This window comes from Pseudomonas sp. PGPR N4, from assembly GCF_059693665.1.
Map to the genome: position 1 here is coordinate 280,044 of NZ_JCAUKV010000001.1, position 14,766 is coordinate 294,809.

The 14,766-nt window shown below is 62.1% G+C and carries 10 protein-coding genes and 1 pseudogene; 5 read left to right on the forward strand and 6 right to left on the reverse strand.

From position 1 onward, the window contains the following. Window positions 1-153: 153 nt before the first annotated feature. The 3 genes from AC58X1_RS01170 to mexE are packed head-to-tail and all read right to left on the reverse strand — an operon-like array spanning window position 154 to window position 5,999. A complete protein-coding gene (locus AC58X1_RS01170; RefSeq protein WP_497428141.1) occupies window positions 154-1,569 on the reverse strand; it encodes an efflux transporter outer membrane subunit in 1,416 nt (471 codons plus the stop codon). Continuing rightward, entirely contained in the window at window positions 1,566-4,745 is a 3,180-nt protein-coding gene (locus AC58X1_RS01175) for an efflux RND transporter permease subunit (protein ID WP_497428142.1), read from the reverse strand. The genes AC58X1_RS01170 and AC58X1_RS01175 overlap by 4 nt, the downstream gene beginning before the upstream one ends. Before the next feature lie 12 nt (window positions 4,746-4,757). Continuing rightward, window positions 4,758-5,999, reverse strand: coding sequence for a multidrug efflux RND transporter periplasmic adaptor subunit MexE (gene mexE, locus AC58X1_RS01180; protein ID WP_101318733.1), 1,242 nt, complete (start codon window positions 5,997-5,999; stop codon window positions 4,758-4,760). Window positions 6,000-6,281: 282 nt separating this feature from the next. Here mexE and AC58X1_RS01185 point away from each other — a divergent pair, with 282 nt between their 5' ends. Then, window positions 6,282-7,187 (forward strand): LysR family transcriptional regulator, encoded by a 906-nt coding sequence (locus AC58X1_RS01185; protein WP_101318735.1) that lies wholly within the window; start codon window positions 6,282-6,284, stop codon window positions 7,185-7,187. A 44-nt stretch (window positions 7,188-7,231) separates the two neighbouring features. Here the strand turns inward: AC58X1_RS01185 and AC58X1_RS01190 are convergent, their stop codons facing one another. Together AC58X1_RS01190 and AC58X1_RS01195 are read right to left on the reverse strand one after the other, a co-directional pair. After that, window positions 7,232-7,642, reverse strand: a complete 411-nt coding sequence (locus AC58X1_RS01190) for a RidA family protein (protein WP_101318737.1) — start codon at window positions 7,640-7,642, stop codon at window positions 7,232-7,234. Beyond that, window positions 7,642-8,955, reverse strand: coding sequence for a flavin-containing monooxygenase (locus tag AC58X1_RS01195; protein ID WP_497428143.1), 1,314 nt, complete (start codon window positions 8,953-8,955; stop codon window positions 7,642-7,644). The genes AC58X1_RS01190 and AC58X1_RS01195 overlap by 1 nt, the downstream gene beginning before the upstream one ends. Window positions 8,956-9,277: 322 nt before the next feature. Between AC58X1_RS01195 and AC58X1_RS01200 the strand changes: the two genes are divergently transcribed. The 4 genes and pseudogenes from AC58X1_RS01200 (at window position 9,278) to AC58X1_RS01215 (ending at window position 12,404) form a co-directional block, all read left to right on the forward strand. After that, on the forward strand, window positions 9,278-9,952 hold the full coding sequence (locus AC58X1_RS01200; RefSeq protein WP_497428144.1) for a DUF1028 domain-containing protein: 675 nt from the start codon (window positions 9,278-9,280) through the stop codon (window positions 9,950-9,952). Beyond that, entirely contained in the window at window positions 9,945-11,096 is a 1,152-nt protein-coding gene (gene argE / locus AC58X1_RS01205; RefSeq protein WP_497428145.1) for an acetylornithine deacetylase, read from the forward strand. Before AC58X1_RS01200 ends, argE begins: the two co-directional genes overlap by 8 nt. A 300-nt stretch (window positions 11,097-11,396) precedes the next feature. Then, window positions 11,397-11,892: pseudogene (locus tag AC58X1_RS01210) on the forward strand (PAAR domain-containing protein); the annotation flags it as partial. Between the two features lie 101 nt (window positions 11,893-11,993). Further along, a complete protein-coding gene (locus AC58X1_RS01215; RefSeq protein ID WP_497428146.1) occupies window positions 11,994-12,404 on the forward strand; it encodes a hypothetical protein in 411 nt (136 codons plus the stop codon). Window positions 12,405-13,457: 1,053 nt separating this feature from the next. Here the strand turns inward: AC58X1_RS01215 and AC58X1_RS01220 are convergent. Then, window positions 13,458-14,738: a carbohydrate porin gene (locus AC58X1_RS01220; protein WP_150569485.1), complete on the reverse strand. Its 1,281-nt coding sequence runs from the start codon at window positions 14,736-14,738 to the stop codon at window positions 13,458-13,460. Window positions 14,739-14,766 lie beyond the last annotated feature (28 nt).

Sequence of the window (14,766 nt, forward strand, 5' to 3'; positions counted from 1 at the left end):
AGCTTGAGTACGTCGGGGCCAGCTGCGCTGGCCTTTCGCGACACAAGGCCGCTCCTACAGTGACCGCGTAAGCCGTTGATGCGCGGTCCCTGTAGGAGCGGCCTTGCCGGGGCGCCGGACCGGTCGGAAAGGGGTGCATAGCGCCCCCCAGCGTCATCGCAGGCTGGCTACCGTCTCAGGCTGCCAGCCGCCACCCAAAGCCTTGTAGATCGCGACGATGCCGCGATACAACTCGACTTCGCCCTGGGCCTGGGCATCTTCCGCGCTGAGCCGCTCGCGCTCGGCATCCAGCAGTACCAGATAATCCACGGTGCCTTCGCGATAGCGGATCGAAGCCAGGTCGGCGGCCTTGCGGCTGGCATCGCTCTGGCGCATCAAGGCCTGCAAACGCTGTTGGGTCTTGCCGTAATCACTGATTGCATTGGCTGACTCTTCCAGCGCCAGCAGCACCTGCTGTTCGTAGGTAGCCAGTGCGCCTTCGGCGTCAGCCTTGGCGCCACGGATGCGCGCACGTACGCTGCCCAGGTCGAACGCTGCCCAGGTGATACTTGGGCCAAGCCCCCAGGCATTGGCTGCGGACGAGCCGATCTGCGAGCCACGCGCGGCGGTGAAGCCAAGGAAGCCACTCAGGCTTACCCGCGGGAACAGGTCGGCGGTCGCTACCCCAACGTTGGCGGTCGCCGCTGCCAACTGGCGCTCCGCGCTGCGAACATCCGGGCGCCGACGCAGCAGTTCAGCGGGGTCGCCGATCGGCAGTGCTTTGGCGATTGCCGGCAGCTGTTTAGGCGACAGATCAACGCTGAGCTGATCCGGGCGCTGGCCGAGCAGAGTGGCGATGCGGTTTTGTGCGCGCACCTGCTGTGCCTGTAGTTGCGGCACGGTGGCCTCGACTGCCGCCAGGCGGGCATCGGCGCGAACCACGTCGAGCTCGTTGCCGACGCCGGCATCGCGCAGGGTCTCGGTAATGCTGCGCGAGTCCTGCTGGGTCTTGAGGTTGGCCAAGGCGATTTTTTCGCGCAACTGCGCGCCACGCAGCTGGCCATAGGCATCGACCAGCTCGGCGATCATGCTCACCTGCAACTGCTGCAGGTCGGCCGCGGCGGCGGCCTCTTGCGCTTCGCTGGCTTCCAGTTGGCGCTGAATGCGGCCGAACAGGTCCAGCTCCCAGGCCATGTCCAGGCCCAGGTCATAGCGTTCGCTGTTGACTCGGCGCTCGGTCTGGCCCGGGATCTGGCCTTTGCCCAGCTCACTGCTGGCACGGCTGCTCACCACAGGCAGGTTGTCGTTGTCGACATCCTCCCGGATCGAGCGCGCCGCCTTGAGCCGGGCGAAGGCCACGCGCAGGTCGCGGTTGCCTTGCAGCGAAGCCTGCACCAGCTGATTCAGGGTCGGGTCGTCGAACTGCTGCCACCACACGCTTTCAAAGCGGCTACGGTCGAAGGCCTTGACCTGCAACTGGTTGCCCAGCTGCGCCGGCTCGGTGTTCGGCGTCTGGTAGTCCGGGCCCACCGCGCAGGCCGCCAGGGCCAGCGCCAACAGGCTCGGGGTCAGTGGTTTGAGGAGGTTCATGCGTGGTTCTCCAGCGGCTTGGCTTGCGCGGCCTTGCGGGCTTCGCGACGCTCGACATAACGGCGGATCAGGACGAAGAACACCGGGGTCAGGAACAGGCCGAACACGGTCACCCCGATCATCCCCGAGAACACTGCCACACCCATCGCATGGCGCATCTCGGCACCGGCGCCGGACGAGAACACCAGCGGCACCACGCCCATGATGAAGGCAATCGAAGTCATCAGGATCGGCCGCAGACGCAGGCGGCAGGCTTCCAATACTGCGGCCAGGGGATTGAGCCCTTCGGCTTGCTTGTCCTTGGCGAACTCCACGATGAGGATGGCGTTCTTGCACGCCAGGCCCACCAGCACGATCAGGCCGATCTGGGTGAAGATGTTGTTGTCACCGCCCGACATGATCACCCCGGTAATCGCCGACAGCAGCGTCATCGGTACGATCAGGATCACCGCCAGCGGCAGGCTCCAGCTTTCGTACTGCGCCGCCAGCACCAGGAACGCCAGCAGTACGCAGAGCGGGAACACCAGCAGTGCGGTGTTGCCAGACAGGATCTGCTGGTAGGTGAGGTCGGTCCACTCGTAAGTCATGCCGTTGGGCAACTCGGCCTTGAGCAGTCTTTCCATAGCCGCCTCGGCCTGGCCGGAGCTGTAGCCTGGGGCGGCGCCACCGTTGATTTCTGCGGTGATGTAGCCGTTGTAGTGCATCACCCGGTCTGGCCCCGAGGTGTCGCTGACCTTGAGGAAGGTCGCCAGCGGGATCATCTCGCCCAGATTGTTACGCACTTTCAGCTGACCGATCTGCTCGGCGTCGAGGCGGAACTGCTGTTCAGCCTGAACGTTGACCTGATAGGTGCGGCCAAAGCGGTTGAAGTCGTTGGTGTACAGCGAGCCCAGGTAGACCTGCAGGGTGTCAAAGATATCGTTGATCGCCACGCCGTGGGTCTTGGCCTTTTCCCGGTCGATATCGGCATCGACCTGCGGCACGTTGACCTGATAGCTGGTGAACAGCCCTGCCAGCTCGGGTACGTTGTGGCTCTTGGCAATGATGTTCTGGGTTTCTTCGTACAGCGCTTCGTAGCCGAGGTTGCCGCGGTCTTCGATCTGCAGGCGGAAGCCGCCAATGGTGCCCAGGCCCTGTACCGGCGGCGGTGGGAAGATCGCGATGTAGGCATCCTGAATATCAGCAAACTGCGCGTTCAACGCAGCCGCGATGGCCGCCGCCGACTGGCTCGGGTCGGTACGCTCTTCAAACGGCTTGAGCGGAGTGAAGACAATGCCGCTGTTGGGGCTGTTGGTGAAACCGTTGATCGACAGGCCTGGGAAGGCTACCGAGTCGGCCACACCGGGCTGCTTCAGGGCAATCTCGCTCATGCGCTTGATGACGGCTTCGGTGCGGTCGAGGCTGGCCGCGTCGGGCAGTTGGGCGAAGGCGACCAGATACTGTTTGTCCTGCGCCGGGACGAAGCCGGTCGGGGTCGAGGCAAAGCCCAGGTAGGTCAGCGCCATCAGCCCGGCATAGACGAACAGGGCGATGCCGCTGGAGCGGATGACCCGGCCCACGCCGGCCACGTAACGCAGGCTGGCACGCTCGAAGAAGCGGTTGAACGGGTTGAACAACCAGCGCCCGAAAATTCGGTCCAGGGCACGCGAGAAGCGGTCCTTGGGCGCGCCGTGTTCTTGCAGCAATACCGCCGCCAGTGCTGGCGACAGGGTCAGCGAGTTGAAGGCCGAGATCACTGTCGAAATAGCGATGGTCAGGGCGAACTGCTTGTAGAACTGCCCGGTCAGCCCGGAGATGAACGCTGCCGGGATAAACACCGCGCACAGCACCAGCGCCGTAGCGATGATCGGCCCGGTCACTTCACTCATGGCCTTTTGCGTGGCTTCGAGTGGTTTCAGGCCCAGGCCGATATTACGTTCGACGTTTTCCACCACCACGATGGCGTCGTCGACCACGATGCCGATCGCCAGCACCAGGCCGAACAGCGACAGGGCGTTGAGCGAGAAGCCGAACAGATGCATCACGGCAAAGGTGCCGATCAGCGAGACCGGCACGGCCAGCAGCGGAATGATCGAGGCACGCCAGGTCTGCAGGAACAGAATCACCACCAGCACGACCAGAATCAAAGCTTCGAACAGCGTGTGCACGACGGCTTCGATCGAGCCACGGACGAACACGGTCGGGTCATAGACGATGCTGAAGTCCATCCCTTCGGGGAAGTCCTTTTTCAGCTCGGTCATCTTCGCCCGGACTTCGTCGGAGATTTCGATGGCGTTGGAGCCAGGGCGCTGGAAGATCGGGATCGCCACCGCTGGCTGGTTGTTCAGCAGCGAGCGCAGGGCGTATTGGCTGGAGCCGAGTTCGACCCGGGCAATGTCCTTGAGGCGGGTGATTTCACCATCGGCACCGGCGCGGACGATGATGTTCTCGAACTCTTCCTCACTGACCAGGCGGCCCTGGGTGTTGACCGACAGCTGGAAGCTGGTCGAACCTGGCGCAGGTGGTGCACCGAGCTGGCCGGCAGCGACCTGACGGTTCTGCTCGCGAATCGCCGTGACCACATCGGTGGCGGTCAGGTTGCGCGAGGCAGTCTTGTTCGGATCGAGCCAGACCCGCAGCGAGTAGTCGCCCATGCCGAACAGCTGCACGTCACCGACGCCGCCCAGGCGGGCCAGCTCATCCTTGATGTTGAGGATGGCGTAATTGGACAGGTAGAGCATGTCGTAGCGCTGATCCGGCGAGGTCAAGTGCACGACCATGGTCAGGTCGGGCGAAGCCTTGTCGACGGTGATACCAATGCGCGTGACTTCTTCGGGCAGCTTGGGCTGGGTCCGGGTGACGCGGTTCTGCACCTGTACCTGGGCGTTGTCCAGGTCAGTGCCCAGGGCGAAGGTGATGGTCAGGGTCAGCTTGCCGTCGGCGGTCGACTGCGAGGACATGTAGAGCATGTTCTCGACACCGGTAATGGCCTGTTCCAGTGGCGCGGCAACGGTGTCGCCGATGACCTTGGGGTTGGCCCCGGGGAAGTTGGCGCGTACCACGACCGTAGGCGGGACCACTTCGGGGTATTCGCTGATCGGCAGTTGGAACAGCGCAATCGAGCCCGCGATCAGCAGGATCAGCGACAGCACGGCGGCGAAGATCGGCCGGGTAATAAAGAATTTGGAGAAGCTCATCGGTGTCGTCCCTTAACCGCGCGGTGCCTGGGCACTGGCGACTTTCACACTGGGGCCGGCCACGCGCGGCGCCGGGTTGCTGGCTTCCAGCGCCTGACGCTGCTGGGCGAGGTTGGTCAGGGTCTGCTCACTGGCCATGGCGCTCTCTTCTGGAGTCACCTGCGAGCCTGGGCGCACCCGCTGCAGGCCCTTGACGACGATGCGCTCGTCCTTGTTCAAGCCGCTGCGGACGATGCGCAGGCCTTCAAGCTTGGGGCCCAGTTCAACGGCGCGGTAGGCAGCCTTGTTGTCCTGATCCATGACCAGCACGAACTTCTTGCCAAGGTCGGTGCCGACCGCTTCGTCGTTGATCAGCACTGCGTCGTACTTGGCGCTGCCGACCAGCTTCAGGCGGGCGTACAGGCCCGGGGTGAACTGGCCGTCAGTGTTGTCGAACACGGCGCGGCCGCGGATGGTGCCGGTGCGCGGATTGACCTGGTTGTCGACGAAGTTCATCTGGCCCAGGTGCGGGTTGCCGGTTTCATTGGTCAGGCCCAGGTACACCGGAGTGCTCTGGCCACGTTGGCCTTCACGCGCCAGCTGGGTGTACTTGAGGTACACGCGCTCGTCGGCGTCGAAATAGGCATAAACCTTGTCGGTGGACACCACCGAGGTCAGCGGGGTGACATCGGCGCTGACGATGTTGCCGGCGGTGAACTCGGCGCGGCTGACCCGGCCGCTGATCGGCGCGGTGACCCGGGTAAAGCTCAGGTTGAGGCGGGCCAGATCCAGTTGTGCCTGGATCGCGGCAACCCCGGCGCGGGCTTCGGCGGCGGCGCTGCTGCGCGACTCGGCCAGCTCGGCGGAGATGGCGTTGCTGTCACGCAGACGCTCGCCGCGGCGGGCTTCGTTTTCGCTGCGCTGGGCGCTAGCGCGGGCTTGTTGCAGTTGTGCTTCGAGGCGGCGGACTTCGGCCTGGAACGGGCGCGGGTCGATCTGGAACAACAGGTCGCCCTTTTTCACCTGGGCGCCTTCGGTGAAGGCCACCTGATCGATCTGGCCCGATACCCGTGGGCGGACTTCGACGGTTTCTGGCGCTTCGAGGCGCCCGGTGAACTCGTCCCACTCGTTGATCGGTTGCTCGATCACCTTGGCCACGGTGACCTTCGGCGCGGTCGGAGCCTGCACGGCGTCTGGAGTACGGCCGCAGGCGCTGATCACCAGCACTGCCAGGGCAGCGAGGGGATAACGCAAGGGTTTGAGTGATTGTTCCATGGAGAAATCCGCCAATGTATATGGATAGTGGGGCGGATTCTGCGCGGCGCGCGGGTGGGGAACGAATCGAATGGGCCGAAGGTTATTATCATCCAGAATGATAAACCCACTGCCGCCATCGATACTGCGCATGGCCAGCATGCCGCGCTGAGGCGCGGATAGGCAAAATAACGTCAGGCCTTAGGCAAATGCTTGCCCGGCCAGCGGCGCTGCAGCAAGGGGCTGAGGTAAGGTAGCAGGGATAAATCAGAGCGCGCCGCCGACGGCGCCCCAGAGGTGCCTGTGGCTTCCTATACCTTGCGTCAGTTGAAGTATTTCGTCACCACGGTGGAGGCCGGCAGCGTTGCCGAGGCTTCGCGCCAGTTGTATATCGCCCAGCCGTCGATCTCTACCGCGATCAAGAACCTGGAAGAGAGTTTTGGCGTGCAGCTATTTATCCGCCATCACGCCCAGGGCGTGTCGCTGACGCCCAGCGGCAAGCGTTTCTACGCCAAGACCAAGTCGCTGCTGCAGATGGCCCACGAGTTCGAGCAGAACGCACTGGCCGACAACGACACGGTGGCTGGGCAGATCGACATCGGTTGTTTTGAAACGGTGGCACCGCTGTATCTGCCGCGTTTGATCGCTGGGTTTCGCGAGCGTTATCCGGGGGTCGACATTCGCCTGCGCGACGGTGAACAGCAGGAGCTGATCCAGGGGCTGACTGCTGGCACCTTTGACCTGGCGTTTCTCTACGACCATGACCTGGATGGCACCATCGAGGCCGAGCCGTTGATGGCACCCCAGAAACCATACGTGTTGTTGCCGGAGAAGCACCGCTTTGCGGGTCAGGCGCAGGTGTCGTTACGCGATTTGTGCCCAGAACCGATGATCCTGCTCGACGTCGCGCCGAGCAGGACCTACTTCGTTAGCCTGTTCAATGAGTTGGGGCTGACGCCGAATATCGTATTCAGCTCGCCGTCGATCGAGATGGTGCGGGGGATGGTCGGGCAGGGGTTTGGTTTTTCGCTGCTGGTGACTCGGCCGCATTCCGAGTGCACCTACGATGGCCAGCGGCTGGTCACGGTCGACATTGCCGAGCCAGTCGAGCTGTCCGGGTTAGCCGCAGCGCACTTGAAACGGGTGCAGTTGACCAAGCCGGCGCAGTTGTTTGTCGAGTTTTGCCGTGAGCAGTTGGCCAGCCTTTAGGGTGTGGGGCTGCAACGCAGCCCCAGCAACTTCAGCTATGCCGCTCAGTCCGGCACCACCGCAATCACATCGATCTCCATCAGCCACTCAGCCTGCGCCAACCCGGCGACCACCAGCCCGGTGGAAATCGGGAACACGCCCTTGAGCCATTTGCCGACCTCCTGATACACCGGCTCGCGGAAGCGCGGATCGGTGATGTAGGTGGTGGTCTTGACGATGTGCGACATGTCCGAGCCGGCTTCTTCAAGCAGCTGCTTGACGTTCTTCATGGCCTGCTCGGCCTGGGCACGCGGGTCGCCCAGCCCGACCAGGCGGCCTTCGAAGTCGGTACCGACCTGGCCGCGCACATACACGGTGTTGCCGGCGCGCACCGCCTGGCACAGGTCATTGTCGAGCGACTGGTTAGGGTAGGTGACCTTGGTGTTGAACATCCGTACGCGGGTATGAGTAGGCATCAGTGGGCTCCGAGGGTGCTGACGTTGTGAGGTTGGGCGGCGGCATCGGCGTCGCGCTGATGACGGTCGCGGTAGGCCAGGTAAGTGCGTTGCGTGGCGATATGACCGGCGACGTGCTTGGCGTCGTGCCACACCCCCCAGATGAACGACGAGCCGCGCCGCGACAGCCACGGCAGGCCGAGGAAGTACACTCCAGGCTCCTGCGACACGCCGCGTTGATGTACTGGCTTGCCGTTGCTGTCGAATGCATTGACCTGCAGCCAGCTGAAGTCGACGCCGTAGCCGGTGGCCCAGATGACGCTGGTGACGCCGGCCGCGATCAGGTCCAGCTGCAGGATCGGTTCGCTGATGCAGGCTGGGTCGGGCAGGCGTTTGCGGGCTTCGGGTTCTTCCGGCAGGTCCAGGCCGTTGCGCTCGATGTAGGCATCGGCGGCGTCGAGCAGGGCCAGGTAGTTTTCGTCGCCACGGCGAATGTTGTCGGCCAGGTTGTTCTGGAAGGTGGCGACACCGTTGTCGAATGAATCGGTCAGGCCGACCAGGGTCATGCCTTGGTGGGCGAGGGCGCGGAAGTCCACCGTGTGTCCGCCACGGGCGCCGCTGACGGCGATGGTCACGTGCTCACGGCCAGGTTTGGCGATTTCTGCATCCCATTCGCCCAGTACCCCCAGCCACCAGCAGAAGTCGCGGTTGCGGTAGGCGCGCGGCGGGCGGTCGTGGGCGCCGACCGAGAGGTACACCTTGCGCCCGGCACGCATCAGCTCTTCGGCGATCTGTACGCCGGAAGAGCCCGCGCCTACTACCAGTACCGCGCCTTCAGGGAGCTGCTCAGGGTTGAAGTAGGCGGCAGAGTGGATCTGCTGCAGGCGTGGGTCCTGCGGGGCAATGGCGGGGATGACCGGGCGCTGGAACGGGCCGGTGGCAGCCACTACGCGGTTGGCGCGGATGGTGCCCTGGTTGGTCTCGATGACAAAGCCTGGGCGGTCGGCATTGCGTATGACCTTCTTCACTTCAACGCCAGTGCGTACCGGCAGATTGAATTTACGTACATAGCGCTCGAAGTAATCGGCCACCTGCTCCTTGCCGGCGAAAGCGTCGGCGTCCAGGTCGAATTCCAGGCCGGGGAAACGGTCGTGCCAGACCGGGCCGTTGGCTACCAGCGAGTCCCAGCGGCCGCTGCGCCAGGCCTCGGCAATGCGGTTGCGCTCCAGCACCAGATGCGGCACGCCGAGTTTGCTCAGGTGTTCGCTCATGGCGACCCCGGCCTGGCCGGCGCCGACGATCAGCGTGTCGATTTCGATGTTGTTCAATGTCATGTTCGAGCCCTTCTTGGAAGGCGATTTGATCAGGTCGGTGGGAGACCGCCTTTGCCTGGGGCCAGACTAGGGACTGCTCAATAGCGGCGAAAATACTATTTAGCTGGGGCTTGCCGATAAATTGGCGAAGGCCAGGTGCAGCAAGGGCTGCAGCGCGGTTTGGCAGTGCTGTCAGGGTGATTTTGTTGGCCGTGAGTTTTTTCCTGTGCAGGGGCAACAAAAAAGGTCGTTTCGTGGGCTGGGCGGGCTGTCCAGAATGCTCGGTATTGAGTGGCGGGCAGTTGTCTTCCGCCTGGTTTTCGCCTGATACAGGAGCTGCACCATGACCTTTTCCATCATTGGCCGCTGCGCCGAAACCGGCCAGCTTGGTATCGCCATCAGTTCTTCCAGCATCGCGGTAGGCGCCCGCTGCCCATGGGTGCGCGCTGGGGTCGGTGCAGTTGCCAGCCAGAACATCACCCTGCCTGCCCTTGGCCCGCAGATTCTTGATGCGCTGGAGCAAGGCCAGCTCCCCCCCGCCGCACTGGACCAGGTATTGACGGCCAACGGCTGGAGTGAATACCGCCAGGTCACGGTGATCGACAGTCATGGCCAGGTCGCGCTGTTCTCTGGCAAGCAGGCCTTGGGCGTACACAATGCCGTGGCCGGTGAGCAGTGCGCGGCGGCGGGCAATCTGCTCGCTTCGCAGCAGGTGATCCAGGCCATGGTCGACGCCTTCGAGCAGGCCGGTGGGCACCTGGCGGATCGCTTGCTGGCCGCCATGCACGCGGCTGTCGCGGCAGGTGGCGAGGCCGGGCCGATCCATTCGGCGGCGTTGAAGATTGCCGGTGAGCTGACCTGGCCGCTGGTTGATCTGCGTGTGGACTGGGCCGAGCACGACCCAATTGGCCAGCTCGATGGTCTCTGGCAAGCCTACCGGCCGCAGATGAACGACTACGTGACCCGCGCACTCGATCCGACCCGTGCACCGAGTTACGGAGTGGCGGGCGATGAATGAGCTGAGCAGCCAGCAGCTGTTGCGGCGGCTGATCGGCTTTGCCACGGTCAGCCGTGATTCGAACCTGCAACTGATCGGCTTCATTCGTGATTACCTGGCTGAGCTGGGGGTAGCGAGTGAGCTGTTTTTCAACGCCGAGGGCACCAAGGCCAATCTGTTCGCCAGCATCGGCCCGACCGATCGCGGCGGCGTGGTGCTGTCGGGGCATACCGACGTAGTGCCGGTCGATGGCCAGGCGTGGAGCGTCGACCCGTTTGTCATGACCGAACGCGATGGCCGCTTGTATGGTCGCGGCACGGCGGACATGAAGGGGTTTATCGCCTCGGTACTGGCGGCGGTCCCGGCGTTTCTCGCGCAGCCGCTGCACACGCCGGTGCATCTGGCGTTTTCCTATGACGAGGAAGTCGGCTGCCTGGGCGTGCGCTCGATGCTCGACGCCTTGGCCCAGCGGCCGCACAAACCGCGTTTGTGCCTGATTGGTGAGCCGACCGAGCTGAAACCGGTGCTTGGCCATAAGGGCAAGCTGGCGATGCGTTGCCAGGTGCATGGCGCGGCCTGTCATTCGGCCTATGCACCTTACGGGGTGAATGCCATCGAGTATGCGGCGCGGATGATCGGCAAGTTGGGCGAGATTGGGCAGGCGTTGGCCGAGGATCAGGATGCGCGTTTCGATCCGCCGTTTTCGACGGTGCAGACGGGGGTCATCAAAGGTGGCCGGGCATTGAATATCGTGCCTGAGGAATGTGAGTTCGACTTTGAAGTGCGGGCGTTGCCGGGGTTTGCTGCAGAGGCTGTGGCGGATCAGTTGCAGGCCTACGCCGAGGCCGAGTTGCTGCCGCGGATGCGGGCGGTGAGTGCCGCGAGTGATATTCGGCTGTGGCCTTTGAGTGCGTATCCTGGGTTGGCTACGGCGGCTGATAGCGAGGCTGCGCGGTTGGTGGCGTTGCTCAGTGGGTCGAGTGAGTTTGGCACGGTGGCGTTTGGGACTGAGGGAGGGTTGTTTGATCAGGCGGGGATAGCGACGGTGGTATGTGGGCCAGGGAGCATGGAGCAGGGGCATCGGCCGGATGAGTTTGTCAGTGTGGCGCAGTTGCTGGGATGTGATGCGATGTTGTTGCGGTTGGTGGATTATTTGCGGGGCTGATGATTGCGCTGCTTTGAGTGGCGCCAGCTTGCCTTGGCATATCCGTCTGGTGGTGGGCCGTGCTGTGCGCTTCTGCTGTACCGGTGGCTCACTGTTTGACGGCCCGAGGCCGTGTGTCAGCTCTGTAAACCGTTAGATAGTGCGTTCAAACGTAAGGCATTCCTCTCGCTGCTGTAGGACGCATCCTGTTCGCTTTTGGCGGGGAAAAATACCGGTCAGAAGCTGCTAGTTTCCCTGGCTCAACAAGCACAGGGCGTTTGCAGATGCGCGTGATAATTGACGGTAAAGGTCAAGCTGTCGATGGCGATGATACGGCAACGGGTACAGTGCGCTTGCCCGCCCGGTACCAACCGAGTTGTAGCGCCACCTGATTGTCCCACCCTGGCGGGAGACAAGGTCTTCGCGCGTGGTCGGCCCAGGCGCGCAGAGCTTTGGTCAGCCTGTGCACTTCGTAGATAGCCGGCCGTATATCAATGAGCCGGGCTTTCATGTTGTCCAGCGCAACATGTCCTTCCCGCAGGCGCTGCTGCACTTGGCCGAGCAGGACAGTACCTTGCCGATCTCGCGCCTGCAGATACTCAACCCGACCTTCAAGGACGGCTTCAAGGCCGGAGAGATTTTCGTCATCGGTAACCCCGACATCGGCGACGCCTGCACCCGCGAAGAAGCTCAACTGATGGCCGCCGCACAGCAGGCCCGTGACTCGTTGGCGCTGCTCGACTACGACGAAGCCGAATTCATGATGGAGCATCAGGCTGAAATTGCAGGCCTGCTGACAGGCGCCAGCCAGTCCATGGTTAGGCGCCCCTATATGTGGCTTGGTGCTCGTAGGTGCTGGCTCATTGGCCGGCGGCATGCTAGGTGAAATGGTTGGAGAAGTAGTAGGCGAGTCACTTTATGAGCAATATTATGATTGAGTTCAGCAGTTGGCCGCCGATGTTTCGCATAGTTATATTGGTGTGCCCTACAATGATTGTTCTATCAGGCTTGGCGTTAAGCTTTTATATTGCATACAGTCGAGACTTCTTCATAGCGCTGTCTGCTATCAAAAGTAGTCCGTGGCTTGAGCAGCAAAAGAATTACATGGGCGTTTCAAGTGTGCGCTCGCGCTGGATGCTTGTTTGCAATATGTGCGGTTTGTTGCTTCTGCCAGGTCCGCACATTCGAAGAGGGTTACTAAGCATTGAGGAACTGCGGGCGTTTCCGGTCGGATTGAAAAAAAGGATGCTGACGTCTTTGTGGCTGACTATTGTTGGATGCCTCTGGATACTGATCGTCGTTGCAATAATCAAGATAGAGCAGTATTGAATGTTCCGGCTTACTGCAGGTGGCGGCTGTTGGCAGGCGCCAGCCAGTCAGCTCCGTATATATGTAGCTTTGGCGTCTATGGGCGGCTCGCTTGTGGCATCGCCTTGGCAGTGGGCGGCTCCGTCGTGGGGGGCGGCTGGGAGTGGAGCCGGCGAGACTTTTGGAGAGGTCATGTACGAATGGACTACGCCTTGATTCCTGACCCCAGATCCTGGTCGACAGTGTGGCAAATGGTAGTAGTGCTAGGCCCTCTCGCGATAATGGTTATCGGTATGTTTATGGGCATTTCATAGCTTGGGGGCGCGACCTTGAACGCATGCTAGGCGCTTTGCAGAGTAGTGTATGGCTCGAGATGCAGAAGCGGGCGTGGGGTAACCAGAGATTTTTCTCGCTGGCTATTGTTTGGCACTATTAGCGGAATTCTCGCCATGCCGGGAATTCATCTAAAGCGAGGTGAGCTTGACGAGCAGGAATTGGATAGTTTTCCAAGAACACTGAGGCGACGGGTTTTTATAGCGAACGCAATGATGTATGGCGCAGCTTTGATTGTGCTATGTGTGGTCGGCCTGTATAACCTGCATAAATAGTGATGTGCGGGCGTGGCGACATCGGCTAGCTCTGCGCTGCTAGGGGTTCCCTTGCTCCGGTATTGCCTCTGAATCGCTGAAGGATCAAGATCAAGATCAAAAGCACGCCTCGCTGCGCTGGCGCACATCAACAGCGGGGCTGCCTTGCAGCCCTTCGCGGGCAAGCCCGCTCCCACAGGGTCCGCGTTGCCTGAGAGTGGCTTGGTCAGTATTGATAGAGGTTGCCGGGGCGACGGACTTAAGGGATTAATGCTGACCTGAAAGTATCGCGAACTCTGTGGGAGCGGGCTTGCCCGCGAAGGGCCGCGCAGCGGGCCCAGCAATCTCAAAGCAGAGAAAAATTCAGAAAAATGCAGAGACCTTGAAAGGGACGGCCCGTAAAGGCGAAAGGGGCAGCATTGGCCAACACCAGGAAAGGATAAGCCAACAACCGCAAACCCCATGCAGCTCACCAAGCCAGCCCCAATCAGAAGCTGGCCTTGACCTGCAATCCCACCACCAGCGCATTATCGATATCAGTCCCGGAAAACGCTCCAGGCTCGATGATGTACTGCACGTCCGGTCGCAGATTCAGCCAGGGCGTGGCCTGATATCCATAGCTCAGCTCGATCAACTGCTCAGCACTGTCGATATTCGGGAACTCGCGATCACTGCCAGCAGCGGCATCCTCCAGCACATCCCGACTACGTGGATTCGGCACTGCTCGGCCATAGCCCAACGACAAGGTGTCCCGCGGGCGGCCTGCAAACGGCTGGTACAGCACCACGCCCGTGCCATACCACTTGGTAAACGGCGATGCCGCCTTGCTCGACGCCGAGTATTGACCAAACGCATGCAGGCTACGGCCGGCCAGGGCGGGGTCATTCCATACCGCCTGATCAATCAACAGGTAGTGCCCACCTCGGCCAGCCACTTCGTCATCACTGCCAATGCGTTTGACGTTGGAGCTGTCGTAGTAGTAACCCAGCTTGTACTCACCCGGCAGTTCGCCTCGCAGTTTGTACACCAGCTCTACCGGCACCACCGTGCCTGTGGTGTGCTTGGGGCCCAGCTTCCAGGCACGGCTGGAATTGCCGTTGCTTTCAGGGTCAACGTTGAACGCCGCCACGCGCACTTGCCAGGCTGGCGAAAGGTCATATTTGACCCGCGCACCGAGCCGCGCATTGGGGTAGTTGGTCCAGCCACTGCCGCCGGACATGTTCAGCGGATGGCCGCAGAAGCCGGCGTTCATGAAGTTGCACAGGATGCCGCTGTCGAGGCCGCCGAGGTCGTTGCCCATGGCCATGTAGCCGAGCTTGATGTTCAGCGCCGGAGTGAAGTTGCGTTCGTAGCTGAGCTCGGTCAGGCGTGTGTACAGGCCGCCGAAGTTTTCCTGGATCGGCAGGCGGTTGCCTACCAGTTCCTCCGAGGCGCTGTGGCCGCGGCGGTCGTTGATGCTCAGTTGGACCTTGCCGGCGTTATCCACCCCATACAAGCGGGACAAGTCGAACTGCACGCCCAGCTTGATGTTCTGCGAATAGCGCGCCGAGCGGTGCAGGCCGCCATCGGCGTTGTAGGCAGTCTCGCCGCTGTAGTCGGCGCTGAACTTGACGCCATCGTCTTCAAGTTGATGGCGCAAACCGCCCCAGTCACCACTGAGGGTGCTGCGCTGGAGCAGATCGGCTTCGGCCATGGCGCCGTTGCTGGCCAGTACCAGCAGCAGGCTGGCGGTGATGCGGGTAGGGGTAAAACGGAACACGGAGGACATTGCGCAGCTTTCCTGGGAATCGCGAGGT